This window comes from Bradyrhizobium sp. STM 3557 (assembly GCF_045571465.1).
GTDB lineage: Bacteria > Pseudomonadota > Alphaproteobacteria > Rhizobiales > Xanthobacteraceae > Bradyrhizobium.
The window spans coordinates 2,865,713-2,891,663 of record NZ_CP120697.1; the positions used below are offsets into that span (position 1 = coordinate 2,865,713).

24 protein-coding genes are annotated in these 25,951 nt (G+C 64.9%); 15 read left to right on the top strand and 9 right to left on the bottom strand.

Annotation, left to right across the window (positions count from 1 at the left end):
* Positions 1-5: 5 nt before the first annotated feature.
* From P6U24_RS13005 to P6U24_RS13025, 5 genes are read right to left on the bottom strand one after another with little or no spacing between them, the layout of a single operon-like run.
* Positions 6-992 carry a 3-hydroxybutyryl-CoA dehydrogenase gene (locus P6U24_RS13005; protein ID WP_407159496.1) on the bottom strand — a complete coding sequence of 329 codons (987 nt, stop codon included), beginning with the start codon at positions 990-992 and terminating at the stop codon, positions 6-8.
* Positions 989-2,083: an NAD/NADP octopine/nopaline dehydrogenase family protein gene (locus P6U24_RS13010; RefSeq protein ID WP_407159497.1), complete on the bottom strand. Its 1,095-nt coding sequence runs from the start codon at positions 2,081-2,083 to the stop codon at positions 989-991. Before P6U24_RS13010 ends, P6U24_RS13005 begins: the two co-directional genes overlap by 4 nt.
* Positions 2,084-2,132: 49 nt before the next feature.
* Positions 2,133-3,650: a class I adenylate-forming enzyme family protein gene (locus P6U24_RS13015; RefSeq protein WP_407159498.1), complete on the bottom strand. Its 1,518-nt coding sequence runs from the start codon at positions 3,648-3,650 to the stop codon at positions 2,133-2,135.
* A 3-nt stretch (positions 3,651-3,653) separates the two neighbouring features.
* Entirely contained in the window at positions 3,654-4,940 is a 1,287-nt protein-coding gene (locus P6U24_RS13020; protein WP_407159499.1) for an acyl-CoA dehydrogenase family protein, read from the bottom strand.
* A gap of 1 nt (position 4,941) precedes the next feature.
* Complete coding sequence (locus tag P6U24_RS13025) at positions 4,942-5,769, bottom strand: alpha/beta fold hydrolase (protein ID WP_407159500.1); 828 nt, start codon at positions 5,767-5,769, stop codon at positions 4,942-4,944.
* Between the two features lie 150 nt (positions 5,770-5,919).
* Between P6U24_RS13025 and P6U24_RS13030 the strand changes: the two genes are divergently transcribed.
* The 4 genes from P6U24_RS13030 (at position 5,920) to P6U24_RS13045 (ending at position 11,283) form a co-directional block, all read left to right on the top strand.
* On the top strand, positions 5,920-6,681 hold the full coding sequence (locus tag P6U24_RS13030) for an SDR family NAD(P)-dependent oxidoreductase (RefSeq protein WP_407159501.1): 762 nt from the start codon (positions 5,920-5,922) through the stop codon (positions 6,679-6,681).
* Between the two features lie 42 nt (positions 6,682-6,723).
* Complete coding sequence (locus P6U24_RS13035) at positions 6,724-7,560, top strand: enoyl-CoA hydratase family protein (RefSeq protein ID WP_407159502.1); 837 nt, start codon at positions 6,724-6,726, stop codon at positions 7,558-7,560.
* 78 nt (positions 7,561-7,638) lie between these two features.
* A complete protein-coding gene (locus P6U24_RS13040; RefSeq protein ID WP_407159503.1) occupies positions 7,639-9,987 on the top strand; it encodes a bifunctional salicylyl-CoA 5-hydroxylase/oxidoreductase in 2,349 nt (782 codons plus the stop codon).
* Between the two features lie 48 nt (positions 9,988-10,035).
* Complete coding sequence (locus P6U24_RS13045) at positions 10,036-11,283, top strand: flavin-dependent oxidoreductase (protein WP_407159504.1); 1,248 nt, start codon at positions 10,036-10,038, stop codon at positions 11,281-11,283.
* Positions 11,284-11,548: 265 nt separating this feature from the next.
* Here P6U24_RS13045 and P6U24_RS13050 read toward each other — a convergent pair whose 3' ends face one another.
* Both P6U24_RS13050 and P6U24_RS13055 read right to left on the bottom strand, forming a co-directional pair.
* Positions 11,549-12,004 carry a cupin domain-containing protein gene (locus P6U24_RS13050; protein ID WP_407159505.1) on the bottom strand — a complete coding sequence of 152 codons (456 nt, stop codon included), beginning with the start codon at positions 12,002-12,004 and terminating at the stop codon, positions 11,549-11,551.
* A gap of 43 nt (positions 12,005-12,047) precedes the next feature.
* Entirely contained in the window at positions 12,048-13,220 is a 1,173-nt protein-coding gene (locus P6U24_RS13055) for an ABC transporter substrate-binding protein (protein ID WP_407159506.1), read from the bottom strand.
* Positions 13,221-13,503: 283 nt separating this feature from the next.
* On the opposite strand from P6U24_RS13055, the gene P6U24_RS13060 reads away from it, so the two are divergent.
* From P6U24_RS13060 to P6U24_RS13080, 5 genes are all read left to right on the top strand, one after another.
* A complete protein-coding gene (locus P6U24_RS13060; protein ID WP_407159507.1) occupies positions 13,504-13,998 on the top strand; it encodes a MarR family winged helix-turn-helix transcriptional regulator in 495 nt (164 codons plus the stop codon).
* 2 nt (positions 13,999-14,000) lie between these two features.
* Positions 14,001-14,825 (top strand): alpha/beta hydrolase, encoded by an 825-nt coding sequence (locus tag P6U24_RS13065; RefSeq protein WP_407159508.1) that lies wholly within the window; start codon positions 14,001-14,003, stop codon positions 14,823-14,825.
* A gap of 129 nt (positions 14,826-14,954) precedes the next feature.
* Positions 14,955-16,646 (top strand): benzoate-CoA ligase family protein, encoded by a 1,692-nt coding sequence (locus tag P6U24_RS13070; RefSeq protein WP_407159509.1) that lies wholly within the window; start codon positions 14,955-14,957, stop codon positions 16,644-16,646.
* A gap of 18 nt (positions 16,647-16,664) precedes the next feature.
* A complete protein-coding gene (locus tag P6U24_RS13075) occupies positions 16,665-17,135 on the top strand; it encodes a RidA family protein (RefSeq protein ID WP_407159510.1) in 471 nt (156 codons plus the stop codon).
* Between the two features lie 330 nt (positions 17,136-17,465).
* Positions 17,466-17,741: a hypothetical protein gene (locus P6U24_RS13080; RefSeq protein ID WP_407160441.1), complete on the top strand. Its 276-nt coding sequence runs from the start codon at positions 17,466-17,468 to the stop codon at positions 17,739-17,741.
* 204 nt (positions 17,742-17,945) lie between these two features.
* Here P6U24_RS13080 and P6U24_RS13085 read toward each other — a convergent pair whose 3' ends face one another.
* Together P6U24_RS13085 and P6U24_RS13090 are read right to left on the bottom strand one after the other, a co-directional pair.
* On the bottom strand, positions 17,946-19,316 hold the full coding sequence (locus P6U24_RS13085) for a vWA domain-containing protein (protein WP_407159511.1): 1,371 nt from the start codon (positions 19,314-19,316) through the stop codon (positions 17,946-17,948).
* A gap of 5 nt (positions 19,317-19,321) precedes the next feature.
* Entirely contained in the window at positions 19,322-20,275 is a 954-nt protein-coding gene (locus P6U24_RS13090; RefSeq protein WP_407159512.1) for an AAA family ATPase, read from the bottom strand.
* 195 nt (positions 20,276-20,470) lie between these two features.
* Here P6U24_RS13090 and P6U24_RS13095 point away from each other — a divergent pair, with 195 nt between their 5' ends.
* The 6 genes from P6U24_RS13095 to P6U24_RS13120 all read left to right on the top strand — a co-directional run bounded on the left by P6U24_RS13095 (position 20,471) and on the right by P6U24_RS13120 (position 25,942).
* Positions 20,471-20,926: a TspO/MBR family protein gene (locus P6U24_RS13095; RefSeq protein WP_407159513.1), complete on the top strand. Its 456-nt coding sequence runs from the start codon at positions 20,471-20,473 to the stop codon at positions 20,924-20,926.
* Between the two features lie 231 nt (positions 20,927-21,157).
* Entirely contained in the window at positions 21,158-22,057 is a 900-nt protein-coding gene (locus tag P6U24_RS13100) for a LysR substrate-binding domain-containing protein (protein WP_407159514.1), read from the top strand.
* Positions 22,058-22,341: 284 nt separating this feature from the next.
* Positions 22,342-23,367 (top strand): amidohydrolase family protein, encoded by a 1,026-nt coding sequence (locus tag P6U24_RS13105; protein ID WP_407159515.1) that lies wholly within the window; start codon positions 22,342-22,344, stop codon positions 23,365-23,367.
* Positions 23,368-23,382: 15 nt separating this feature from the next.
* Entirely contained in the window at positions 23,383-24,078 is a 696-nt protein-coding gene (gene ligK, locus P6U24_RS13110) for a 4-carboxy-4-hydroxy-2-oxoadipate aldolase/oxaloacetate decarboxylase (protein ID WP_407159516.1), read from the top strand.
* Positions 24,079-24,083: 5 nt separating this feature from the next.
* On the top strand, positions 24,084-25,019 hold the full coding sequence (locus tag P6U24_RS13115) for a DUF1932 domain-containing protein (protein WP_407159517.1): 936 nt from the start codon (positions 24,084-24,086) through the stop codon (positions 25,017-25,019).
* An 8-nt stretch (positions 25,020-25,027) separates the two neighbouring features.
* A complete protein-coding gene (locus tag P6U24_RS13120; RefSeq protein WP_407159518.1) occupies positions 25,028-25,942 on the top strand; it encodes an amidohydrolase family protein in 915 nt (304 codons plus the stop codon).
* Positions 25,943-25,951 lie beyond the last annotated feature (9 nt).

The window sequence follows — 25,951 nt, forward strand, 5'->3', positions numbered from 1 at the left end:
ACCCTTCAATCCACGACCGGTGGCCTTGCCAGCTTGAAATGGCGGAGCATGTCGACCAGCGCGGCGAGGCGCTGCTCGCGATAGGCCTCGACATCCATGCCTGTGTAGTCAAGGAAGCCGGCCCCGGTGCGCAGGCCGATGCGGCCTTGCTCCATGTTGCGCGCGATCACCTCGGGCGCGCGGTAGCGGTCGCTGCCCAGCGCGCCTTCGAGATAGCGGCTCGCATAGTAGAGAATGTCGCCGCCGCCCCAGTCGATGAACTCGAGCAAGCCCAGCACCGCGTAGCGAAAGCCGAAGCCGTAGCGGATCGCCTTGTCGATCTCCTCGGCGCTGGCAACGCCTTCACTGGCCATGCGCGCGGCCTCGTTCATCGCAAGCGCCTGGATGCGCGGGACGATGAAGCCCGGCGTCGCCGCGCAGACGACCGGCACCTTGCCGATGCCTTCTAACAGCGCCTTCAGTTCGGTGACCACGTCAGGATCGGTCGCGCTGCCCGGCGAAATCTCCACCAGCGGAATCAAATAGGCCGGATTCAGCCAATGCGCGTTGAGGAAACGCCTGGGATTGACGACCGCGCCGGAGAGGTCATCGACAAGGATGGTCGAGGTTGTCGATGCAATGATCACGTCAGACCTGACGGCGCGCGAGGCCGCGGCCAGCACCTCGCGCTTGAGATCCACGATCTCGGGTACGCCTTCGAACACCAGGCCGGTCTCAGCCAGCGCGGTGCTGCTCTCGCGCGCAGGCACCACGGCGACACGACTCATCACGATCTCGGCTTGACTGTCCCTGAGCATGCCGAGTCTGGTCATGGTCGCAAGCGTCGCCCTGACCTCGCCGAGCGCGTCGCTTTTGAGCTTGGCGAACTGTTCTGGCGTCCTCTCCTTGACATCGATCATGGTGACGGGGTGACCGGCATAGGCGAAGGCGACCGCAATGCCCCGGCCCATGCGGCCGGCGCCGAGACAGGCGATGGGCGTCCGCGCCGTCATGCCGGGAATCCGTCGCGCAGCAGCTTTTGCAGCGCGGTGCGGTCCAGGGCGCCAAGACCGAGACCCGCCAGCGTCCGGCCCGTCGCGGTGAAACTCTCGCCGCAGATGGCGCCCCCGATCGCAAGAAAAGCGCACGCCAACGGCGTCGCGGTGCCTGTGAGCTCGGCGGCCGAGATCAGGAACGAGAGGCCGAGCCGCAGATCCTCGCGCATGTAGCGATGCTCGGTCAGCACCAGATGTTCGCGCCAATCGCCGGAATCGGTCAGGCGATCATGCGAGCCACGGCCATACATCCAGATCTCGCCTTCGCTGGCATAGTGATGCGCGATCGGGAAATGCGGTGGGCCATAGCCCAGTGCTTCGCGCACGGCGATGCGCTCGGCATCGAGCGCATCGGTCACGCGGCGGATCGCGCCTTGCGTGCCTTCCTTGTGGATGTCCCAGCGCTCGAAATGCTCGATCGGGCCCGCATTCATCACGATCAGCGGTGGGTGGATGATGCAGCCGGCATTCATCAGCGCGCCGGACAGCGCATCACCACAGGGTTCGATGACGCCGGGAAAAGCGCGGCCGATCACGTCGAGCGCGTGCTCGGCGCCCACCTCTGGAAACACCCCGATCGGCAACCGCTTGGCGCGGACGGTGATCGCGACTTCGAACGGACCGTGCTTGCGGGTCAGCCACGGCAGGGTGCCGGTCTCGGCAAAGCTGACCTTGGCCTTATTGCCGGCGTCGCGCGCGGCGAGCGCGAAGATCATGCTGCCAAAGGTCGCCGGCGGCAGGAATACGACCTGACCATCTTTCAAGTGCGGTGCAAGACGGCGTGCGATATCAGCCTGCGCAAAGGCGGGCGCGGGGCAGAGGATCAGCTCGGCACCACCAACAGCTTCCGCGATGTCGGTGGTGACGAGATCGAGCGTGACGTCGTGGCAGCCATTGACGTCCTTGACGGCGATCGTCGAGCCGGCGGCCTTATGCTGCGCGACCAGCTCTCTGTCACGCCGCCAGAAGCTGACGTGATGGCCCTGGAGTGCAAGATCACCGGCCGCTGCGAAGGAGCCGTTGCCGCCGCCCAGCACTGCTATCTTCATGGCACTCTCCGTGATTCAGCGCGACTGCGCGGACATCGAGCGCATATGTTCATGGCGCGTTTTTGTCGAGCTGCCGCAGCACATGATGCTGCACCTTGCCGAGCGCGGTGCGCGGCAGATCGTCAACGAAGATGATCTCGCGTGGCAGCTTGAATCGGGCGAGCTGCGTTTGAAGATGCAGCTTCAGGCTTTCAGCGTCCAGCGATGCACCGCGACGCTTGACAACGAAGGCCACTGGAACCTCGTCCCAGCGCGGGTCCGGCCGGCCGATGACCCCACAGTCGATGACATCGGGATGCTCGATCAGCACGCGCTCGATCTCGGCGGGGTAGACGTTCTCACCGCCCGAGATGATCAGATTGTTCTTGCGCTCGAGCACATAAAAATAGCCATCGGCATCGCGGCGGGCGATATCGCCGGTGCGATACCAGCCGTCCTGCAGCGCCTTCCGTGTCGCATCAGGGTTGCCCCAATATTCGGTGAGCACGTTGGGACCGCGCACGACGATTTCGCCCGGCGTGCCCGGCGCCACCGCATTGCCGTCGCCATCGACAATCGCAGCCTCGCAGCACAGGCCGGCCAGGCCGGTCGAACCGTCACGCGACAGGTCGCCAGTGATCCGCGTGTAGATCGCGATCGGACAGGTCTCGGTCGAGCCATAGACCTGCAGCACCGGCACGTTGCGTGCGGTAATGCGGTCGATCAGCGCCGGCAGCACGATGGTCGAGCCGGTGGCGATCGCCCTCAGCGAGGAGAGATCGGTGTCGGTCCAGGCCGGATGCTCGGTCACAGCCTGAATGGTCGCGGGCACCAGCACGGTGAGGGTTGGGCGGTCGCGCGCGATCGCGGTGAGCGTCGCGTCCGGCGTGAAGCGGGAATGCAGCGTCACGGTCGCGCCGTGATGCAGCGCGGGCGTGGTCTGGATATTGAGGCCGCCGACATGAAACAACGGCAGCACCGTCAGCACGTGGTCATCAGAGGTGAGACCATGCATGTGCTGGCTCATCACCCCATTCCACAACAGCGCTTCCTGGCGCAGCACCGCGCCTTTCGGCCGGCCGGTGGTGCCGGAGGTGTAGACGATCAGCAGCGGGCAGGAGAGGTCAGCATCGGCATCGGAGACGTCGTCGTGACCGCGCGCGATCAGCGCATCGAAGGCGAGGCCGTGCTCCGGTGCGAAGTCGAACCCGACGAGGCGGGTTGCGGGCAGCCGTTCCGCGAGCGTTGGGAGCACCGGCGCGAACGCCTGCTCCAATACCAGCGCCTTCGGCGAAGCATCGGCGAGAATGAACGTCTGCTCGGCAACCGCGAGCCGCCAGTTCAACGGCACCAGGATGGCGCCGAGCCGTGCGCAGGCATAGAGCAGCACCAGATAGTCCGGCCGGTTCAAGCTCAGGATCGCGATGCGATCGCCGCGCCCAATGCCGAACTGTGAGCTCAATGCGCGCGCTGTCTGCGTGATTCGTGCGCTGAGCGCAGCGTAGCTCAGCGTCTCGCCTTCGAAATGGATCGCCGGCTTGTCGGGCGTGAAAGCCGCGTTACGCGCGATAAGGTGAGAGAGATCCACGGGTCAGTCGTCCGTCTCGCCGGGCTCATACAACGCCTCGCGGCCGATGCGGTCGAGGCAGAGCTCGGCGGTCCAGGGCAGCATCAGCGAGCCGCAGCGGCTGTCGCGATAGATACGCTCCAGCGGCAGAGATTTCAGCATCGATTGTCCGCCGCAGGTGCGGATCGCCAGCGCGGCCAGCTCATTGGCGCCTTCCATGGCCGAATATTGCGCCGCATAGGCGCGCAGCACCTGCTCCTTGGTCGGATTGGCGCGGGCTTCGGTCACCGCCTGGAACCAGATGCTCTTGATCTGCTCCAGCTTGATCTGCATCTGTGCGACAGCGATCTGCTTGGTCGGATACATCCGCCGCTTAACCGGCGGCATGCCGGGCACCTCGCCCCGGAGGTAACGCACGGTGAAGTCGAATGCAGCTTGCGCGAGACCCATATAAGTCGGCGACAACGTCAGGAACATGTGCGGCCAGCGCTGGGCGGCTTGGAAGTAGACGCCGCGCGGCATCAGCGCTGCGTCCTCGCCAACGAATACGTCCTTGAACAGCAGCGTGCGCGAGACAGTGCCGCGCATGCCCAGAGGATCCCAGTCGCCGACCACCGAGACGCCCGCGGTGGTCGCTGGCACGGCGAGGTAGAGCGTGTTGCGGCGCGAGGCTTTCTCGCCCTCGGCCACCTCGGTGCAGAGCACGCCGTAATAGTCGGCGTGTCCGGCGAGCGAGGCGAAGATCTTCTTGCCATTGACGAGCCAGCCGCCCTTCACCGGCTTGGCCTCGGTGCCGAACGCGACGCCGCCGGCGGCCGCCGCACCGCCTTCAGAGAACGGCTGCGAATAGATCGCCCCATCCTCGATGATGCGCTTGTAGTGAATGGCACGCCGGCGCTCGTGGTCTGCGCGCGTGGCCTCGTCCATGTCGAGATCGTCGGCAAGGGGACCGGACCACAAGGTCGAGCACACATGCATGTTCCAGGTGAGCGCAGTGGCGCCGCAATAGCGGCCGATTTCGGCGGCAGCCAGCGCGTAGGTCTGGTAGTCGGCGCCGAAGCCTCCATGCGCCTTGGGGATCGCAATGCCGAGCAAGCCGGCGCGATGCAGATCCTTGTAGTTCTCGGTCGGGAAGATCGCATCGCGATCATAACTCGCGGCGCGGCCAGCGAACACGCTCTGGCCAAGCTCGCGGGCGCGCGCAATGATCTCGGCCTGCTCGGCGGTAAGCCTGAACGCGGCGGGATCGAACATCGGTGCATCGAGTGCCTGGCCTGATGCCGTGGCGCTTGTTTTGACTTGAAGCGTCATGTCACGTCCTCGCCTCTGCTGTCACGCGGCCTCTGAGGAATTGGTCGAGCGCGGCATTGAAGACGGCCGGCTGCTCGAGATTGACGAGGTGCCCGGCACGCTCGAGCTCCACATAGCTCGCGCCCGGAATGTAGCTTGCCATCTTCGCCATCATCGGCGCCGGGGCGTTGTTGTCCTTGGAACCGGAGAGCACCAAAGCCGGCACCTTGATGTCCTTCAGCGCGTTACGCTGGTCGAAGCCGAGCAGCGCCAGCATGCTGGCGCGATAGCTGGCCTCGGGAACGCCGGCCATGCAAGAACGCGCCAGCTCCAGGCCATCCGGATCCGGGTCATCGCCAACCAGCTCCTTGACCAGCGCGGGCGCGAGCTCGGCCATGGTAGCGCCGCGATCGAGCGGGCCGAGCCGCGCCGCGATGAAGGACCTTTGCCAGTCACCGTCCGCTTTGCCAAAGGCGGGGCTGGTCTGCGCCAGCACGACCGCGGCGGCATCCTTTGGATGGGCCGTCAGCCATTGCTGCACGATCATGCCGCCGATCGAATGGCCGACCAGGATCGTCCTATGCGCGTGGAGTTGCGCGAGGAAGTCTTGCAGCGCATCTGCCAGAGTTACGATGCTGACCGCAGTGAGAGGTTTCGACCGGCCATAGCCCGGCATATCCCAGGCTATGGCATGATAGCGATCGCCGAAGGCTTCGAGCTGGCCGCGCCAGGCCCGCGCCGCACCACCTATGCCGTGCAGGAACACCAGGGTCGGTCGCGCCGGATCGCCCGCCGCTTCGTAACCGAAGCGGCGATCCGCTGTCGTCATGATCTTGCTGGTGGCGCGCATCTGTCCCGGACCGGCCTTTCGAGCGACGACGCTATCTGCGGTATCGCGCCTGTCAAGCACATCGCATGCCATCTGCCGCCTGTGTTGCATAAATTTGAAGGTTAAAATATCTTCGGTTCAACATGGCGTCGATGATGAGGAGCCTCGTGCATGTCCGGATTGCCTGCTTCCGCGCATGCGCTGGTGACGGGCGGTAGCCGCGGCATCGGCCGCGAGATCGCGCGTGCGCTGAAACGCGCTGGCGCGACCGTGACGATCGTGGGCCGCAATCGCGCAACGCTCGAGGCTGCGATCGCGGGCGGCTGTGCCGACCATATGGCCGTGGCCGACGTTGCCGATCAGGATGCGCTGACCGCTGCGATCGGCCTGGCCGCCGCGCGGCAGCCGATCGATATCCTGGTTGCCAATGCCGGCGCTGCGGAGTCCGCTCCGTTTGTGAAATCAGATGCGGCGCTGTTCCGGCGCATGATGGACATCAATTTCATGGGTGTCGTGCACACGGTGCAGGCGGCGTTGCCGGCGATGAAGGACCGGCCTTATGGCCGCATCGTGATGGTTGCCTCGACCGCGGGCCTCAAGGGCTATCCCTATGTCTCCGCCTATGTGGCGGCCAAGCATGCGGTGGTCGGTCTGATGCGCTCGCTGGCGCTGGAGCTCGCGTCCACCAACGTGACCGTCAATGCGGTATGTCCCGGCTTTACCGACACTGATCTCGTCGCCGGCAGCATCGATACCATCATGAACAAGACCGGACGCGGCCGCGAACAGGCCGCGGCCGAACTCGCGAAGCACAACCCGCAAGGTCGTCTCGTCAGGCCGCAGGAGGTCGCGGACACCGTGCTCTGGTTGTGCGGCGCGGGCGCCAGCGCAATCACAGGCCAGGCGATCGCGGTCGCCGGCGGCGAGGTATGATCTCAGGCTTCTAAACGAACGAGAAGCCAGAAGGGAGCTTCCATGTCGAGCCCTGCCAATCCCGTGACGGTACCGCTGGCGAACTACAAGCCAAGCCACTTCCTGCTGCAGGTCTCTGACCGCGTCGCCACCGTGACGCTCAACCGGCCCGAGCGGAAGAATCCGCTGACCTTCGACAGCTACCGCGAGCTCACCGATTTCTTCCGTGCTTGTGCGTTCGATGATGACGTGAAGACCATCGTGGTGACTGGTGCAGGCGGCAACTTCTCGTCCGGCGGCGACGTGTTCGAGATCATCGGTCCGCTGGTGAAGATGGACACCAAGGGACTGACCGCCTTCACCCGCATGACGGGCGATCTGGTGAAGGCAATGCGCGCCTGCCCGCAGCCGATCGTGGCCGCGGTCGAAGGCATCTGCGCCGGTGCCGGCGCCATCGTCGCAATGGCCTCGGATATCAGGCTCGCTGCAACCGGCGCCAAGGTCGCATTCCTGTTCAACAAGGTCGGGCTGGCCGGCTGCGACATGGGCGCCTGCGCCATCCTGCCGCGCATCATCGGGCAATCGCGCGCCTCCGAGCTGCTCTACACCGGCCGCTTCATGAGCGCGGAGGAGGGCGAGCGCTGGGGCTTTTTCAACCGGATCGTCGCGCCTGGCGAGGTGCTGCCGCAGGCCGCGGCGCTGGCGCGTGAGATCGCCGACGGACCGACCTTCGCCAACACCATGACCAAGCGCATGCTGGCAATGGAATGGGCGATGTCGGTGGAGGAGGCGATCGAGGCGGAGGCGATTGCCCAGGCCTTGTGCATGACAACCGAGGATTTCAAGCGCGCCTTCGAGGCTTTCGCGGCCAAGAGCAAGCCGGTGTTCCAGGGGAATTGAGGCCGCGCGCGGCGTGGGGCTTGTCAGGAGATATTTTAGGTTTAAAATATTTTCGCCTGGCATCTTCCGGAGGCTCTCATGAAGATCGCGATCATCGGCGGCGGACCCGCCGGCCTCTATGCGGCGATCCTGCTGAGGAAGCAGCGGCCGCATGCCGACATCGCGGTGTATGAACGCAATCGCGCCGACGACACGTTCGGCTTCGGGGTCGTGTTCTCCGATGCCACGCTCGACAATTTCGAGACATACGATCCGCCGAGCTATCGCCGCATCACCCAGGAATTTGCCTATTGGGACGATATCGCCGTGCATTTCCGCGGCACGGTGCATCGCGTCGGCGGCAACGGTTTCTGCGGCTGCGCGCGGCGAACCCTGCTGACGATCCTGCAGGATCGTGCCCGCGAGCTCGGCGTTGTCCTGCATTTCGAGATCGAGATCGAGGACGAGTCGCGCTTTGCCGATGCCGATCTCGTCATCGTCGCCGACGGCATCAACAGCCGCTTCCGCGAGAAATATGTCGATCACTTCGCGCCCGAGGTTGACCTGCGCAGCAACAAATTCGCCTGGATGGGCTCGACCAGGCCGCTCGACGCCTTCACCTTCATCTTCCAGGAGACGGAGTGGGGCCCGTTCATCGCCCATGCCTATCAATATGAGGCGGGGCATTCGACCTGGATCTTCGAGACCGATCCGGCGACGTTCGAACGTGCCGGGTTGACCGGTCTCGACGAGCGGCAATCGGCCGAGCGCATGAAACAGATCTTCGGTTGGTTCCTCGGCGATCACCCGCTGCTCACCAACCGCTCGATGTGGCGCAATTTCCCGATGATCCGCAACAAGCGCTGGGTCAAGGGCAACATGGTGCTGCTTGGCGATGCCAAGGCCAGCGCGCATTTCTCAATCGGCTCCGGCACCAAGCTGGCGATGGAGGATGCGATCGCGCTGGCCGAGGCCATGCAGCGCGCGCCCAACGTGGCGTCCGCGCTTGATGCTTACGAGCACGGCCGACGCGAGGAGGTGGAGAAGACGCAGCACGCTGCCGACGTCTCGCTGGTATGGTTCGAGCATGTCGATCGCTTCTGGCGGTTCGATCCGGTGCAGTTCGCGTTCGGCGTGATGACGCGGGCGAAAGCGATCACCTACGACAATCTCACGCTGCGCGCGCCGGACTTCGTTGCCGAGGTCGACAAGGCTTTTGCCCGGCAGGTTCATGCTGAGGGTTTTGACGTCGATGTCGACAAGCCCGTCGCGCCGATGTTCCAGCCGCTGCGGCTGCGCGAGATGACTGTGAACAATCGCGCGGTGGTGTCACCGATGTGCATGTATTCGGCGGAAGAGGGCGTGCCGGGCGACTTCCATCTGGTGCATTACGGCTCGCGCGCGATCGGCGGCGCTGGCCTCATCTTCACCGAGATGACCTGCATCAGTCGCGACGCGCGCATCACGCCGGGTTGCGCCGGCCTGTGGAACGACGAACAGGAAGCCGCGTGGAAGCGGATCGTCGACTTCGTCCATGCCAATTCGCGGGCCAGGTTTGCGCTGCAGCTCGGCCATGCCGGCCGCAAGGGCGCGACCAAGCTGATGTGGGACGGCATGGACCGGCCGCTCGAACAGGGCGGCTGGGACGTGGTGTCCGCGTCGCCTTTGCCGTACTTCCCGGACAGCCGGGTGCCGCGCGAGCTCGATCGCGCCGCGATGGATCGGATCAGAGACGATTTCCTCGCAGCGACCGAGCGCGGTGAACGCTGCGGCTTCGACATGCTGGAGCTGCATTGCGCCCATGGCTATCTGCTCGCGAGCTTCATCTCGCCGCTGACCAACCAGCGAACGGACGACTATGGCGGCCCGCTGCAGAACCGGCTGCGCTTTCCGCTCGAAGTGTTCGCGGCAATGCGCGCCATTTGGCCGGCGCACAAGCCGATGTCGGTGCGCATCTCCGCGACGGACTGGGCCGAGGGCGGCATCACCGGGGATGACGCCGTCCTGATCGCGCGCGCCTTTGCGGAGGCCGGTGTCGACCTCGTCGACGTCTCCACTGGCCAGACCGTGCGCGAGGCGCAGCCGATCTACGGCCGCATGTTCCAGACGCCGTTCTCCGACCAGGTCAGGAACGAGGCGCGCGTCGCCACCATGTGCGTCGGCAACATCACCACCGCCGATCAGGTCAACACCATCCTCGCCGCCGGCCGCGCTGATCTCGTCGCACTCGGCCGCCCGCATCTGGTCGATGCGGCCTTCACCATAAAAGCCGCAGCCTGGTATGGCGCCGAGGTGTTCTGTCCACCGCAATATCTGCCGGGCAAGGAGCAGATCTTCCGCAACAGCGTGCGGGATCGGCAGGATTTCGAGGACCTCAAGATCAAGGCTAAGCCGAAGACCCGCGCCGAGTTGAAGGCGGAGGCTGCCAAGCCGCTTGCGGCAGAGTAAGGGGCCATGCGACGCTAGCGGCAACCGGCAGCGAGTGGAGTACGGGTGATGAAGGCGATCATTGTCGGCGGCGGTATCGGCGGTCTGACCACGGCGTTGATGTTGCGGGCGCGCGGCATCGATTGCGAGCTGTTCGAGCAGGCGGATACGATCCGCGAGCTCGGCGTCGGCATCAACACGCTGCCGCATGCGATCCGCGAGCTGGCGCAGCTCGGGCTGCTCGATAGGCTGGACCAGGTTGCGATCCGCACCTATGAGCTGTTTTACCTGACCCGGCACGGCCAGCAGGTCTGGCACGAGAAGCGCGGGCTGGACGCCGGCCACGAGGTGCCGCAATTCTCCATCCATCGCGGCCGCCTGCAGGGCGTGATCCATCAGGCGGTGGTCGAGCGGCTGGGCGAGGGCGCCATTCACACCGGCTGCCGGCTGGGTGCGTTCACGCAGGACGAGGGCGGGGTGACCGCCTATTTCTTTGACCGCTCCGGCGCGCATGTTCGCACGGTGCGCGGCGACGTGCTGATCGGTGCCGACGGCATCCATTCCAAGGTGCGCGAGACGCTGTTTCCGAGCGAAGGCCCGCCCTGCTGGAACGGGCTGATGCTGTGGCGCGGCGCCATTGACTGGCCGGCCTTCCTGACCGGCCGGTCCATGATCATCGCCGGGGGTCTCAACGCCAAAGCGGTGGTGTATCCGATCGCCGAAGGCTCGAGCCCGGCGAGCCGGCTCACCAACTGGGCGGTGCTGGTCCGGCTCGGCGATGGCAGCGCCCCGCCGCCACGGCGCGAGGACTGGTCGCGGCTCGGCCGCGCCGAGGAATTGATGCCGCACGTCCAGGGCTTCTCGATTCCTCAGGTCGATTTCGGTGCGCTGGTGCGCGCCACGCCCGAGTTCTGGGAATATCCCTGCTGCGATCGCGATCCGTTGCCCTATTGGACCTGTGGCCGCGTCACGCTGCTCGGCGACGCGGCGCATCCGATGTACCCGGTCGGCTCCAACGGCGCCTCCCAGGCTATCCTCGATGCGCGCGCGTTGGCCGATGCGCTGGCGCGCTCGGAGCATCCGCGCCAGGCGCTCGCCGCCTACGAGCAGCAGCGGCTGCCGATGACGAGCGAGATCGTCGCAGCGAACCGGCGGGGCGGTCCAGAGGGCGTGATCGACGCGATCGAGCAGCTCGCGCCGCAAGGGTTCACCGACGTCGACACCATCCTCAACTACGAGGCCCGCGAGGCGATCGTGCGCGGCTACGCGACGCGGGCCGGCTTTGCCGCACGCATGGTGACCCGGCAAGCGTCGTGACATCATCTTGCTGCTGCTAGTGCATGCGCGCACCTGCCGCGGCTTGCTCAGTCTTACCTCGCCCCGCTTGCGGGGAGAGGTCGGATTGCATCGCCAGATGCAATCCGGGTGAGGGGGTACAGGTCTAGCAACGCCCACCGATCGTGCGTCTGCTCCTCACTCCAACCCTCACGGCGCGGGCAAAGCGCGTCGCGACCCCGCAAGAACGGGGCGAGGGATCGCACCGCATCCTGGGCGACAGGTTGTACGCCAACGTTTTCGTCGTTTACTGCGGCGGGGGCGGCAGGAAGTGGATGTTGTGCTCGGCCGCGAGCTTGACCACATCGTCCGGGTTCTGCTCGCGCATGTTGTGGATTGCCCAGAACAGGTCGTAGAGCCGGCGCGTCGGCGACACCCAGAACAGCGTCTTCGCGGTCTGCCCCGACTTGTTGAAGATGCCGTGCGGCTTGCCCATCGGCAGCCGCACCGTGTCGCCTGCGGTGGCATATTCATCGACCCCGTCGAGCATGAAGTCGAGCCGACCCTCCAGAATGTACAGATATTCGTCCTGATCGGGATGGATGTGCGGCGGCACGAAGGTGCCGGTCGGGAAGGTCGCGTGCCAGGAGAAGCTGTGCTCGGTCCGGTTCTTCGGCACGTAGGTCTGGCCGAGAATGTTCCAGGTGATGCCCTGAATGCCCTCATTGGCGCGGGTGATGCCGGCGATCTCGGGGTGGCTCATCGAGTATACTCCTTGAGGTCTACTTCCGATTTACTTGTCGGGTTCACTTGGCCGCGCAGTCCTTGGCGTAGCGGTCGCCGTAATTCTCGAACACCTTCTGAACGATCTCGGTCTGGAATTTGCCGTCTGGACGCTTGGCGACCTTGGTAAGATAGAAGTCCTGGATCGGGTAGCCGTTGGTGTTGAACTTGAAGCTGCCGCGCAGCGAGGTGAAGTCGGCCTTCTTCAGCGCCGCCGCCACCGCGTCCTTGTTGGCGAGATCACCGCCCACCGACTTCACCGCGCTGTCGATCAGAAGCGCGGCATCATAGGCCTGCATCGCGTAGGTGCCGGGCACGCTGTTATAGGCGGCTTCATAGCCGGTGACGAACTTCTTGCTGGCGGGATTGTCGAGATTGGGCGCCCAGTCGGCGCCGCCGAACATGCCGACCGCCGCGTCCTGCTGCGCCGGCAGGGTGGATTCATCGACCGTGAAGGCGGAGAGCACCGGAATGCTGTCGGCAAGGCCGGCCTGCCTGTATTGCTTGACCAGGTTCACGCCCATGCCGCCTGGCATGAACGTGAAGACGGCATCGGGCTTCTGCGAGGCGATCTTGCTCAGCTCCGGCTGGAAGTCGAGCGTGTTGAGCGGCACGTAGGATTCTTCCACGATCTCGCCCTTGTAGTCGAGCTTGAAGCCGGCGACCGAGTCGCGGCCGGCCTGATAGTTCGGCACCAGGAGATAGACGCGCTTGTAGCCGCGGTCTTGCGCCACCTTACCGAGGATCTCGTGCACCTGGTCGTTCTGGTACGACGTCACGTAGAAGAACGGGTTGCACTCCTTGCCGGCGTAGCTCGATGGCCCCGCGTTCGGGCTGATCAGGAAGGTTTTGCTCTCGGTCACCGGCCGATGGATCGCCTGCAGCATGTTCGAGAAGATCGGCCCGACCACGAAATCGACCTTGTCGCGTTCCAGGAGGCCTTTCACTTTGGTGATCGCCGCATCCGGCTTCAGCTCGTCGTCGGCAATAACGACCTCGACCTCCTTGCCGCCCATCTTGCCGCCGAGGTCCTTGACCGCGAGATTGAAGCCGTCACGGACCTGCTGGCCGAGCGCGGCCGCCGGTCCCGACAGCGTGACAATGACGCCGATCTTGATCTTGTCGGCCGCCAGTGCCGGCGTCGCCGCGATGCCGGCGAGAAGTGCAAGGCCCACCAGCTTCGAACTCGTTCTCATGACAACTTCCCCAGATTGACGCTTTTGCACGGTGCTGTTGCACTCGGCCAGATAACCGCCGGCGGCTCAAGCCTAGTCCGATGCAGCCCTTTGCCGCAAGCGACAGACGTGTTGCGCCTGCGGCGGGGACCGGCGCATGCAAGCGCCGCGCCAATTGCTTGAAGTCTAAAAGAATTGCTCGGGAGCGCCAGGGCGGCTCGCACCATCATGTTTTTCCTTGCCCGGTGAACTCTTTGAAGGTCAAAGTCATCGCTTCTCTTCCCTTCGCGCGTATGATGCCGTTATGACCCTCGATTCCGAAACCAAGGCCGTCGAGCAGCCCGAGCACCATGCCGAGGAGCTGCGGCTGTGGCTGCGGCTCCTGACCTGCACGACCCTGATCGAAGGCGAGATCCGCAGCCGCTTGCGCGAGCGCTTCGACGTGACCCTGCCGCGCTTCGACCTGATGGCGCAGCTCGACAAGGCGCCCGACGGCATGACGCTGTCGGATGTCTCCAAGCGGATGATGGTCTCGAACGGCAACGTGACCGGGCTGGTGGAGCGCCTGGTCGAATCGGGCCATCTCGACCGCCGCACCTCCGACACCGACCGCCGCGTCCAGGTGATCCGGCTGACCAAGCTCGGACGGGCCGAGTTTCGCAGGATGGCGGCCGAGCACGAAACCTGGATCGCCGACATTTTTGGCGAGCTGACCGAGAAGGATGTGCGCGACTTGATGCGGCTGCTCGCCAAGACAAAGGGCTCCGCGCAAAAGGCCGTGCAACGCCGGGAAGGGTGAACGTGAGCAGCACGGATACGATCGACTACGAGGCCGAGTACAACAATCGCGCGCGGGTGCCGGAGCACGCGCAACTGATGGCCGGCTGGGCGCGGGATGCTGCGGCCTACCGGGAGCAGAAGGCGCCACGGCGGCTTGCTTATGGTCCGGGTCCGCGTCACATCATCGACCTGTTCGAGGCGGATGGTGATGGTGCGCTCGTCGTCTTCATCCATGGCGGCTACTGGCAGGCGCTGGATGGCTCCTCCTTCAGCCACTGTGCGCGCGGCCTGAACGCGCATGGCGTCACCGTCGCCGTGCCGACCTATGATCTCTGTCCGCAGGTGACGATCGACACAATCATCGGGCAGATGCGGGGGGCCGCGCGCGAGCTGGCGAAGCTCGGCAGGCCGCTCGTCGTCAGCGGCCATTCCGCCGGCGGGCATCTGGCGGCCTGCCTGCTGGCGACCGACTGGCGTGCATTCGATCCGTCGGTTTCGCGCGATCTCGTGCGTGCGGCCTACGCGATCTCCGGCCTGTTCGAGCTCGAGCCTTTGGTCGGTACCTTCGTCAACAAGGCAGTCGGCATGGACGCGGCGTCGGCCCGGGCGGCTAGCCCGCTGTTCTGGGCGGCGCCCGCGGGCAAGAGTCTTGACGCCGTGGTCGGTGGCAATGAGAGCGCGGAATATCTGCGTCAGAGCCGCGTCATCGCCGACCGCTGGGGCGCCGCTGGCGTCGCGACGCGCTATGATGAGGTTGCCGGTGCCAATCATTTCACCGCGATCGCGCCGCTGGCCGATCCCGGATCCGCCATGGTGTTGCGGCTGAAACAGTTGGCTGACCGCTGAGATCGGAAGTCGGCGCCTAGAGAACGAGCGCGCACTGCACAATGTTCGGATCTTGCGCCGAGATGTTTTAGGTCTAAAATATTGAGACTTGAAACGTGCCAGGCGTCCTTTCCAGACGAGGAGCGTGCGATGGCCAATGCCGCCAAAGCCGGGGGTCCACAGAATGCGGCGTCGATCGCCGCGACTGCTCATGTCGACACCTTCGCGCAGGACAATCTGCCGCCGCGCGAGCTCTGGCCGGACTTCATCTTCACCCGGCCGGAGCTGCAATATCCGCCCCGGCTGAATTGCGTGACGCATTTCCTCGACCGGTGGGTGGCGGAGGGCAGGGGCGATGCGCCCTGCATCATCAGTCCTGATATCAGCTACTCCTATCGCGAGCTGCAGGCCCTGGTGAACAGGATCGCCAACGTGCTTGTAACCAAGCTTGGCCTCGTCACCGGCGGCCGGGTGCTGCTGCGCTCCGCCAACAACCCGATGATGGTCGCGACGTATCTCGCCGTCATCAAGGCCGGCGGCATCGTGGTCGCCACCATGCCGCTGCTCCGCGCCAAGGAACTCGCCTATCCGATCCAGAAGGCGCAGATATCGCTGGCGCTGTGCGACGGCAAGCTGGCTGACGAGATGGAAAAAGCCAAGGTTGCGGCGCCGGCACTGCAGCGCGTGGTCTATTGGGGCACCGGCAAGCCGGATTCGCTGGAAGCGCTGATGGCCGATGCAAACCCTGAGTTCACCGCCGTCGACACCGCCGCCGATGATCTCTGCCTGATCGCCTTCACTTCGGGCACTACAGGCGACCCCAAGGGCACCATGCATTTCCACCGCGACATGCTCGCGGTCTGCGACGGCTATGCCCGGAACGTGCTGCGTGCGCGCCAGGACGACCGTTTCATCGGCTCGGCGCCGCTCGCCTTCACCTTCGGCTTTGGCGGCGTGCTGTTCCCGATGCATATCGGGGCGTCCTATGTCGTGCTGGAAAAGACCGTGCCGGACGAACTGCTCCCAGCAATCGAGCGCTACAAGGCAACCGTCTGCTTCACCGCGCCGACCGCCTATCGCGCGATGCTGAGCAAGCTCGGCGGTTGCGACATCTCCTCGCTGCGCAAATGCGTCTCGGCCGGCGAGACCCTGCCGAAGGCGACGTTCGACGCCTGGCAGAAGGCGACAGGGTTGAAGCTGATGGACGGCATCGGCTCGACCGAGATGCTGCACATCTTCATCAGTGCGACCGAGGACGAGATCCGGCCCGGCGCCACCGGCAAGCCGGTGCCGGGCTATGAAGCGAAGATCGTCGACGACGAGGGGCGTGACGTTTCGCCGGGTACCATGGGACGGCTCGCGGTGCGCGGGCCGACCGGCTGCCGCTATCTCGCCGATGAGCGACAGCGCAAATATGTTCAGAACGGATGGAATATCACCGGCGACACCTATGTGATGGATGCCGATGGCTACTTCTGGTACCAGTCGCGCTCCGACGACATGATCATCTCGGCCGGCTACAACATTGCGGGGCCCGACGTCGAGGCGGCGCTGCTCAGTCATCCGGCCGTAGCCGAATGCGGCGTGGTCGGCGCACCTGACGAGGCGCGGGGCACCATCGTCAAGGCCTATGTGGTGCTGGTGTCGGGCACAGAGGGCAGCGACGCGCTGGTTGCGGAGCTGCAGGAGCATGTCAAGCGCGAGATCGCGCCATACAAATATCCGCGTGCCATCGAGTTCGTGGCGCAACTGCCGAAGACCGAGACCGGCAAGCTGAAGCGCTTCGCGCTGCGTCAGCTCGCGGCGGCAGGGGCCGCGTCGTCGGGTCTCGCTGCGGAATGAGATGAAGGAGTGATCATCGTGAGCACGCCCAAAGCGCCGACGCTGGCGGTGCTGCCATCGGCCAAGACCAATGATGCGTCCAGCGACGCAGCGACAGGCTTGCGCGTGCTGCAGCCGAGCGGCTGGCCGATGCCGAAAGGTTATGCCAATGGCATCAGCGCCGAGGGGCGCATCGTCGTCACCGGCGGCGTGATCGGCTGGGATCAGCATGAGCATCTGCCCGACGGCTTCCTCGCGCAGGCGCGCCAGGTGCTGGAAAACATCGCGGCGATTCTTGCGGAAGGCGGTGCGCGTCCCGAACATCTGGTGCGGCTGACGTGGTATGTCGTCGACATGGACGAGTATCTCGCCAACCTCAAGGAGCTCGGCCGGATCTATCGCGAGATCTTCGGCAGCCATTATCCCGCGATGGCACTCGTGCAGGTGGTGCGCCTGGTCGAGAAGGCGGCACGGCTGGAGATCGAGGCGACGGCGGTCGTGCCGGGGTAGGCGACTGCGTCTTCGGCCGGTCATCGGGAGCGAGCTCTCACCACATCGTCATTGCGAGGAGCAACGCGACGAAGCAATCCGGACTCACGCGCAGCGCTGGATTGTTCGCTTCGCTCGCAATGACGTATTGCACAGCATTGTCTTTTCCCGTCGTCGTCGCCCGGCTCGAAGGTCGCGGCGTACTGGATCGCCCGCCTTCGCGGGCGATGACATCCGAATTGGGGCGCGTCTCGGCGCCGCCAAATCAAAGACCAGAGATCGCCATGCGAGGGACAGAAAGCCGCGCGACGGTGGCGGCGTGTGGGCGTGAAGAAAATGGGGGACGAGATCGTGGATTGGAAGTCGGCCGTGGTTGCTGCGGTGGCCGCCGGCCTTGGTGCTGTCATCGGCACGCTCGCCGTGCCGTCGCTGGGCGGTGTGGTTGTCGATCATCAAGCCGATGCGAAGCTGCTCGAGATGAGCGTCGGCATGCTGCGTGAACCGGCCAAGGCGGACGACGATCCGCTGCGATCGTGGGCGATCAAGGTGGTCGAGAAGAAATCGGGTGTTGCCTTCACCGATCAGCAGCGGGCAGCGCTGTTGAAGCGGACGTCCGGGGGGCGGTAGGCGCTGCCGTTAAACAAGCAATAGGTGTCGTCCCGGCCTTGAGCCGGGACCCATAACCACCGCCGTTTGTGTTGCGGTGAGCTGTTGCTCCAGCGCGCCACCTCATCACTGCCGGTGGTTATGGATCCCGGCTCGCGCTCGCTACGCTCGCTTGGCCGGGACGACCGCGGAGACTTACTCTCAAGAGCGTCGGGTGCCTCAACGTCACCCATACGTCGCAACGATATCGCTCACCGCGCGTTCGAGCTGCTGCGCGGTCGCGCATTGGCGCACGACGTTGCAGAAGGTCTGGTAGCGTGGCATCTCGGAATCGCCCCAGCCCCAGGTCATGCGGCCCTCGGGATTGAGCCAGACCAGCCGCTTGGCGCGCTCGGAGATGCGCTTGACGATGTCGGCACCGGGATCGAGATTGTTGCTGCGGGCATCGCCCAGCACGATCACGGTGGTCTGCTGCGTCACCGAACTCATGAACTGCTTCTCGAAATCGACGAAGGACGAGCCGTAATCCGACGAGCCGAAGCCGACCTTGCCCATGATCTCGGCCATCGCTTCCTCGGGCGGCTTGCTCTCCAGGATGTCGCTGACCTCGATCAGGTGCCCGGAGAAGGCAAAGGAGCGGACGTCGCTGACCACCTCATGCAGGCTGTGGATGAGAAGCAGGAAGAAATCCGAGACGCGCGCCACCGAGCCTGAGACGTCGCAGAGCGCGACGATCTTCGGCTTGTCGCGATGCCGGCGCTTCCAAGCTGTGAGGAATGGCACGCTGCCCCAGGCGGCGTTGCGGCGGAGCGTGCGGCGGACGTCGAGATGGCCGCGGCGTTGTCGTTTGCGGGGCTTGGCATAGCGCTCGCGCAGGCGGCGCGCAATCTGCCGGATCAGCGCGCGCATCTCATCGACCTGCCGCGGCTCGATCCGCGACAGCGGCGCGTTGCGCAGCACCTCATGGCGCAAATTCTCGGCCTCCTCGCGGCCATAAAGCGCGAGCGCCTGCGCCACCGTATCGCGCACGGTCTCACGCAGGGCATCAAGCGCGGCCTGCAGCCGCTCGGCGAGCGCAGGATTGGCTTCGGTCAGCGCGTCGAGATCATCGCGCAGCCGCTGGATGCCCATCGCCTCCAGCATGCGGTTGGAGAATAGCCCGCGCTGGGTGAAGTAGCGGATATCAGTTAATCCGGTGGCGCTTGCGGCGTTGGCAATGGCGGCCGAAATCTCGTTGCGGTCCTGCGATAGCAGCATTTGCGCCAGCGGACCGAGATTGCTGCTGGTCTGGCCACCGGCGTCCTGCGAGGGTTGCGAGGAAGCTGCTGCATCTGCTTCCGCCGTCTCATCCTGCGCGCTTTGCGGCTGTGCAGGGTCAGGCTCGGGCTGCGCGAAGAACAGATCGAAGCAGGCACCGAGCACCTTCTTCTCGTCCTCGCTCTTGGCCAGCGTCAGCAGCAGCGCGTCGCGCAGGACGCTCCGGTCGGACAAGCCGACCGCGGCCACGGCCCGCATCGCATCGATGCTCTCGGCCGGCGAGACATGCACACCGGCGCCGCGCGCGGCCCGAAAGAAGCGATGCAGGTTCTCCTGCATGAGGCTTACCCGAAGATGTTCTGGCGCTGCGCCTTGGCGACGAATGTCGTTACCTGCGGGAGCGCCACCTCGATGTCGGACTCGTATTTCAAGAGCACGTTGAGCGTGTCGCGGACCACCTCATGGCCCAGCTCGGCGGCCTGCAAAAGCACCAGCACGCGGGCCCAGTCGATGGTCTCGCTGACGGAAGGCTGCTTCTTCAGGTCGAGCGTGCGGATGTCGTGGATGAAGCCGACGAGCTGCCGGCGCAGAACTTGCGAGATGCCGGGCACGCGGCTCTCGACGATGCGCTCCTCCAGCCGCTGCTCGGGGAAGCCGATATGCAGATGCAGGCAGCGGCGCTTTAGCGCGTCGCCGAGATTGCGCTCGGAATTGGAGGTCAGGATCACGGTGGGCGCGCTGGCGGCGGCGATGGTGCCGAGCTCAGGAATGGTGACCTGGAAATCGGAGAGGATTTCCAGCAAGAGCGATTCGAACTCGGCATCCGACTTATCGATCTCGTCGATCAGGAGCACGCAGCCTTTCGGCTCCAGCATCGCCTGCAGCAGCGGCCGCGGCTCGACGAATTCGCGGGAGAAGAACACGTCGCCGAAATCATGCAGCTGGCCCAGCGCCGCATGCAGCGTCGCGGCGCCGCTCAGCACTTCCCCGAGCTTGTCCTTCAGGATCTGGGTGTAGAGCAGCTGCTTGGCATATTTCCACTCGTACAGCGCCTTGGCCTCGTCCAGCCCCTCATAGCATTGCAGGCGGATCATCTTCAGGCCGCGCCAGGCGGCGATCGCTTTCGCCAGTTCGGTCTTGCCGACGCCGGCCGGACCCTCGACCAGGATCGGCTTCCCGATCGCCTGGCTGAGATATACCGCGGTCGCGATCTGGCGGCTGGCAATATAGCCCTGCGCCGCGAGACCGGCTTCGACGGCCTCGATCGAGGCCAGAGGCGAGGGCTTGGTATCTGCCAAGGACGAGCTCCGGATATCCAAGGCCTGACACGCAGATCGCAGCGTTTCCGGCCCACATGTATTGTTCGTAAAGCCCTGACTTCGATCGGCTTTGTGTTATGACCTCGCTACGCGCCCAAGGCGCGAAAGTCCAGTGCGAGTGACGCCGAGCCCCATGCGGGGCGAGGCGCGTGCCGCAATAACGCCGAGCGGAATATGAACCGGTCCATCCAGCATCTGATCGTCTTCCTGGTCCTCGTGGTCGGAGGGGGATGGATCATCGGCGCCACGAACCTGCCGGGCCCGTGGTATGCCGCTTTGCAAAAGCCGCCTTTCACGCCACCGAACTGGCTGTTCCCGGTCGCCTGGACCGTGCTCTACGTGCTGATCGCGGTCGCGGGCTGGCGCACCTATGAGCGCGTGAGCGATGGTGCCGTGATGCAGGTGTGGTGGGCGCAGCTCGCGCTCAATTTCGCCTGGTCGCCGATCTTCTTCACCAAGCATTGGATGTGGCCGGCGCTGGCGGTCATCGTCGTGATGCTGGCGTCGATTGTCACGTTCGTCGTGATGCAGTGGCGGAAGGATCGCATCGCGGCGCTGTTGTTCGTGCCCTATGCGGGCTGGGTCGCGTTCGCGTCGGTGCTGAATGCATCGCTGAATGTGTTGAATTGAGATGAAGGATTTTGGCCGGACGAGCTGCGTAGGGCGGGCAAAGGCGCAAAGCGCCGCGCCCACTGTCGTTTGGGCTCGCGGATTGATGGTGGGCACGCTTCGCTTTGCTCACCCTACATCGTGCTCTCAAATTCCGTCATTGCGAGGAGCGAAGCGACGAAGCAATCCAGACCTTCTTCCCGACTCTGGATTGCTTCGCTTCGCTCGCAATGACGCGCGGACACCCCACCCATGAACCTCAAGCAGCTCGAATATTTCGTGCAGGTCGCCGAGCTCGGCTCGTTCAGCAAGGCTGCGAGCGTGCTGGAGGTGGCGCAGCCGGCGCTGTCGCGGCAGGTGCGGGCGCTGGAGACCGAGCTGAAGCAGCAGCTGTTCACTCGCAACGGCCGTGGTGTCGCACTGACCGATGCGGGAAAACGGCTGTTCGATCATAGCGTCGGCGTGCTGCAGCTAGTCTCGCACGCGCGCGAGGATCTCGGCGCCAGCCGCGACGCACCGGTCGGCCGCGTCACCATCGGGCTGCCGCCGAGCATCGGCCGCCAGCTCACATTGCCGCTGATCGACCGTTTCCGGAAGGAGCTGCCCTCGGCGCGGCTCGCGGTCGTCGAGGGACTGTCGACCCATATCGTCGAATGGGTGACGACCGGGCGCATCGATGTCGGCTTGGTCTACAATCCCGAGGCGCAGCCCGGGCTAGAGATCACGCCGTTGTTGCAGGAGGCGCTCGGCCTGGTCAGCCACGCCCCGAAGGGCAAGCGGCGGATTACCGCGCCGCTGCCGATGGTCGAGCTGTCGCGCTATCCGCTAATCGTGCCGGAGCGGGTGCACGCGATGCGGCGCCTGCTCGAAACCCAGGCGGCGCTGGCCGGCGTCAAGCTCGACATCGCGTGGGAGGTGTCGAGCGTGCCCTCGATCATCGATCTCGTCTGCGCCGGCTACGGGCATGCCGTGCTGACTGCGAGCGGGGTGGCGGCATCGGGCCGCGCGGCGCAGCTCGCGATCCGCCGGCTGACCGAACCGACCCCGACCAGCGTGCTCTGCCTGGTCACCTCGGCGCACAAGCGGCCGACGCCGCTCGCGGTCCGCACCATGAACCTCGCCTCCGCGCTGATCCGCAAGCTGCCGCGCTAACGCGATCATCAGGCATCCCGGCGGGCCCATTCGAACCGTTCCAATTCAGCATGGCTGCCACGCGGTCCCATGCCCTTCCGGAATAGCTGTTATAGGAGGCGGGCGCTGGCGGGAATGGGCCGAACACGTCAGAGTGCAGTTTAAAATCACCCACATCCAGGGCGGAGACGTCTCTCGATGCGATGCCCGTCGCAGACCGGACACAACGACATGCGACGTCTCGCCGGAGCCGCGGGACCGGCTGGATCGTGGGACCCGCGTCCGCTGGTTGAGGAGACTGCCAAGTGATCATCGATGTGCACGGCCACTATACAACCGCGCCGAAGGCGCTGGAGGATTGGCGCAACCGCCAGATCGCGGGCATCAAGGACCCCGCCGTGATGCCGAAGGCCTCCGAGCTCAAGATCAGCGACGATGAGTTGCGCGAGAGCATCGAGAGCAACCAGCTCAAGAAGATGAAGGAGCGGGGCAGCGACCTCACCATCTTCTCGCCGCGGGCGAGCTTCATGGCGCACCATATCGGCGATTTCCAGGTGTCCTCGACCTGGGCCGCGATCTGCAACGAGCTCTGCTATCGCGTCAGCAGGCTGTTTCCGGACAATTTCATCGGCGTGGCGATGCTGCCGCAATCGCCCGGCGTGAACCCTGCGACCTGCATTCCCGAGCTGGAGAAATGCGTCAAGGAGTATGGCTTCGTCGGCCTCAACCTGAACCCGGATCCCTCCGGCGGGCACTGGACCTCACCGCCGCTCTCGGACCGGCACTGGTATCCGATCTACGAGAAAATGGTTGAGCTGGATATTCCGGCAATGATCCACGTCTCGACCAGCTGCAACGCCTGCTTCCACACGACGGGCGCGCATTATCTCAATGCCGACACCACGGCCTTCATGCAGTGCCTGACCTCGGACCTCTTCAAGGACTTCCCGACGCTGCGCTTCCTCATCCCGCATGGTGGCGGCGCGGTGCCCTATCACTGGGGCCGTTTCCGCGGGCTGGCGCAGGAATTGAAGAAGCCGCTGCTGAAAGATCATCTCTTGAACAACATCTTCTTCGACACCTGCGTCTATCACCAGCCCGGCATCGACCTGCTGACGCGCGTGATTCCGGTCGACAACATCCTGTTCGCATCGGAGATGATCGGCGCGGTCAGAGGCATCGATCCCGAGACCGGCTTCTATTACGACGACACCAAGCGCTACATCGAGGCGGCGAATCTGACGGCCGAGCAGCGTCACCAGATCTATGAAGGCAACGCGCGGCGGGTCTTCCCGCGGCTCGACGCCGCGTTGAAGGCCAAAGGCAAGTAGTTGGGGTAGGCGACCATGAGCACACCGATGAACGATCTCGGCATCGTCAAGAAGAATATCGCTCGCGCCGATAAGGCCGCAGTCGAGAAGCTCGCCAGATTCGGCGTCGCCACCATCCACGAGGCAATGGGCCGGGTCGGTCTGATGCAGTGCTACATGCGGCCGATCTATCCGACCGCGAAGATGTGCGGCACAGCGGTCACCGTGCTGCTGCAGCCCGGCGACAATTGGATGCTGCATGTCGCGGCCGAGCAGATCCAGCCCGGCGACGTCGTCGTTGCGGCCTGCACGGTGGAGAATACCGACGGATTCTTCGGCGACCTCTTGGCGACCAGCTTTCGCGCCCGCGGCGCCAAGGGCTTGGTGATCGACGGCGGGGTGCGCGACGTCGCCGATCTCACCGAGATGCAGTTTCCCGTGTTCTCGCGTGCGATCTCGGCGCGCGGCACCGTGAAGGCGACGCTCGGCTCAGTCAACATCCCCGTGGTCTGCGCCGGTGTTGCGGTTAGTCCGGGTGACGTTGTCATCGCCGACCCCGATGGCGTGGTGGTGGTGCCAGCCGCGATCGCAGATCAGGCTGCCGAGGCGGCGGCGGCGCGGGAGGCCAACGAGGCCGAGAAGCGCGAGAAGCTTGCCTCGGGCGTGCTGGGCCTCGACATGTATAAGATGCGCGAGCCCTTAGCGAAGGCCGGGCTCAAATATATCGATTGAGCGCCATGATGACGGCTTCCAACCAGTGGCATGTCGGGCTGATCGGCTACGGCGAGGTCGGCAAGATCGTTGCCGAGGACCTGCGCAAGGACGGCGTGCGCGTCTCCGCTTACGATATCAAGCTCAGCGATGAGCGCGCCGCGCCGTTGCGCGAGCACGCCGCCAAGATCGGCGTCACGCTGGCGACTTCGCATGCCGAGCTGGCATCGCAGGCCGATTTTATCCTCTCCGCGGTGACGGCGAGCCAGGCGGTGCCGGTGGCGCAGGCCTGCGTCGGTGCGATCAAGCCGGGGGCCTGGTTCCTCGATTTCAATTCGGCCTCGCCCGGCGCCAAGCAGCGCGCTGCGGCGTTGATCGACGGGGCCGGCGGCCGTTACGTCGAAGGCGCTGTAATGACCTCGGTGCCGCCATACCGGATCAAGGTGCCGCTCTTGCTCGGCGGCGCCGGCGCGCGCGAACTGGCGCCGCTGCTCAACGATCTCGGCTTTGCGGCAAAGCCCGCGAGCGACAAGCTCGGTGTCGCCTCGGCCACCAAGATGTGCCGCAGCATTATGATCAAGGGCATGGAGGCGATGGTGATCGAGGCCTTCACCACCGCGCGCGCCTATGGCGTCGAGGATGCGGTGCTCGCCTCGCTGAAGGAGACCTTTCCCGGTATCGACTGGGAGAAGCAGGGCGCCTATTTCTTCCAGCGCGTGATCGAGCACGGCCGCCGCCGCGCGGAAGAAGTGCGGGAGGTCGCCGAGACCGTGCGCGAGGCCGGGCTGACACCTTGGTCGGCTTCCGGTACCGCCGAACGCCAGGCTTTCATCGCCGATCTCGCCGATGAAGGTTTGTTCGGGATCAAAGGATCGAAGGAATTTGCGCGTAGTGTGGACTGGCGCATCGAGGCCGACCGCATCCTCGCGAACGCCAAATCCAAGAACAAGTCCGGGGAGTGATGGACGCGATGGAGTTTCAGAAGACACCCGGTTGGCTGGACTGGTATCAAGGCCCGTCGAAACCGCGCTTCAAGGTGCCGGCCGGCAGCGTCGATGCGCATTGCCACGTGTTCGGCCCCGGCGCGGAGTTTCCCTACGCACCCGAGCGCAAATATACGCCCTGCGACGCCTCCAAGCAGCAGCTTTATACGCTGCGCGATCATCTCGGCTTTGCCCGCAACGTCGTGGTGCAGGCGACCTGCCACGGCGCCGACAACCGCGCCATGGTCGACGCGCTGATGAATTCGAACGGTCGCGCGCGAGGCGTTGCGACGGTGAAGCGCAGCGTCACCGACGCTGAGCTGAAGGCGATGCATGAGGCCGGCGTGCGCGGCGTCCGCTTCAACTTCGTCAAGCGGCTGGTCGATTTCACGCCGAAGGACGAGCTGAACGAGATCGCAGGCCGAGTTGCAAAACTCGGCTGGCATGTCGTGATCTATTTCGAGGCGGTCGATCTGCCCGAGCTGTGGGATTTTTTCACCGCGCTGCCGACCACGGTGGTAGTCGACCATATGGGGCGGCCTGACGTGACCAAGCCGGTCGATGGCGAGGAGTTCGAGCTGTTCGTGAAATTCATGCGCGAGCATCAGAACGTCTGGTCAAAGGTGAGCTGCCCGGAGCGGCTGTCGGTGAAGGGACCGCCGGCGCTCAACGGCGAGCAGAACGCCTATCGCGACGTGGTGCCGTTCGCAAAGCGCATCGTCGAGACCTTCCCGGATCGCGTGCTGTGGGGTACCGATTGGCCGCATCCGAACCTGAAGGACCACATGCCCGACGACGGGCTGCTGGTCGATTTCATTCCGCACATTGCAACCACGCCGGAGCTGCAGCACAAGCTTCTGGTCGACAACCCGATGCGGCTCTACTGGCCCGAGGAAACCTGAAGGAGAGGA

What these genes read in the sequence shown, in the direction of transcription:
- P6U24_RS13005 (WP_407159496.1), bottom strand. Translation starts at nt 992, where the DNA reads ATGACGGCGCGGACGCCCATCGCCTGTCTCGGCGCCGGCCGCATGGGC.
- P6U24_RS13010 (WP_407159497.1), bottom strand. Translation starts at nt 2,083, where the DNA reads ATGAAGATAGCAGTGCTGGGCGGCGGCAACGGCTCCTTCGCAGCGGCC.
- P6U24_RS13020 (WP_407159499.1), bottom strand. Translation starts at nt 4,940, where the DNA reads ATGACGCTTCAAGTCAAAACAAGCGCCACGGCATCAGGCCAGGCACTC.
- P6U24_RS13025 (WP_407159500.1), bottom strand. Translation starts at nt 5,769, where the DNA reads ATGCGCGCCACCAGCAAGATCATGACGACAGCGGATCGCCGCTTCGGT.
- P6U24_RS13030 (WP_407159501.1), top strand. Translation starts at nt 5,920, where the DNA reads ATGTCCGGATTGCCTGCTTCCGCGCATGCGCTGGTGACGGGCGGTAGC.
- P6U24_RS13035 (WP_407159502.1), top strand. Translation starts at nt 6,724, where the DNA reads ATGTCGAGCCCTGCCAATCCCGTGACGGTACCGCTGGCGAACTACAAG.
- P6U24_RS13040 (WP_407159503.1), top strand. Translation starts at nt 7,639, where the DNA reads ATGAAGATCGCGATCATCGGCGGCGGACCCGCCGGCCTCTATGCGGCG.
- P6U24_RS13045 (WP_407159504.1), top strand. Translation starts at nt 10,036, where the DNA reads ATGAAGGCGATCATTGTCGGCGGCGGTATCGGCGGTCTGACCACGGCG.
- P6U24_RS13050 (WP_407159505.1), bottom strand. Translation starts at nt 12,004, where the DNA reads ATGAGCCACCCCGAGATCGCCGGCATCACCCGCGCCAATGAGGGCATT.
- P6U24_RS13055 (WP_407159506.1), bottom strand. Translation starts at nt 13,220, where the DNA reads ATGAGAACGAGTTCGAAGCTGGTGGGCCTTGCACTTCTCGCCGGCATC.
- P6U24_RS13060 (WP_407159507.1), top strand. Translation starts at nt 13,504, where the DNA reads ATGACCCTCGATTCCGAAACCAAGGCCGTCGAGCAGCCCGAGCACCAT.
- P6U24_RS13070 (WP_407159509.1), top strand. Translation starts at nt 14,955, where the DNA reads ATGGCCAATGCCGCCAAAGCCGGGGGTCCACAGAATGCGGCGTCGATC.
- P6U24_RS13085 (WP_407159511.1), bottom strand. Translation starts at nt 19,316, where the DNA reads ATGCAGGAGAACCTGCATCGCTTCTTTCGGGCCGCGCGCGGCGCCGGT.
- P6U24_RS13095 (WP_407159513.1), top strand. Translation starts at nt 20,471, where the DNA reads ATGAACCGGTCCATCCAGCATCTGATCGTCTTCCTGGTCCTCGTGGTC.
- P6U24_RS13100 (WP_407159514.1), top strand. Translation starts at nt 21,158, where the DNA reads ATGAACCTCAAGCAGCTCGAATATTTCGTGCAGGTCGCCGAGCTCGGC.
- ligK (WP_407159516.1), top strand. Translation starts at nt 23,383, where the DNA reads ATGAGCACACCGATGAACGATCTCGGCATCGTCAAGAAGAATATCGCT.
- P6U24_RS13115 (WP_407159517.1), top strand. Translation starts at nt 24,084, where the DNA reads ATGATGACGGCTTCCAACCAGTGGCATGTCGGGCTGATCGGCTACGGC.
- P6U24_RS13120 (WP_407159518.1), top strand. Translation starts at nt 25,028, where the DNA reads ATGGAGTTTCAGAAGACACCCGGTTGGCTGGACTGGTATCAAGGCCCG.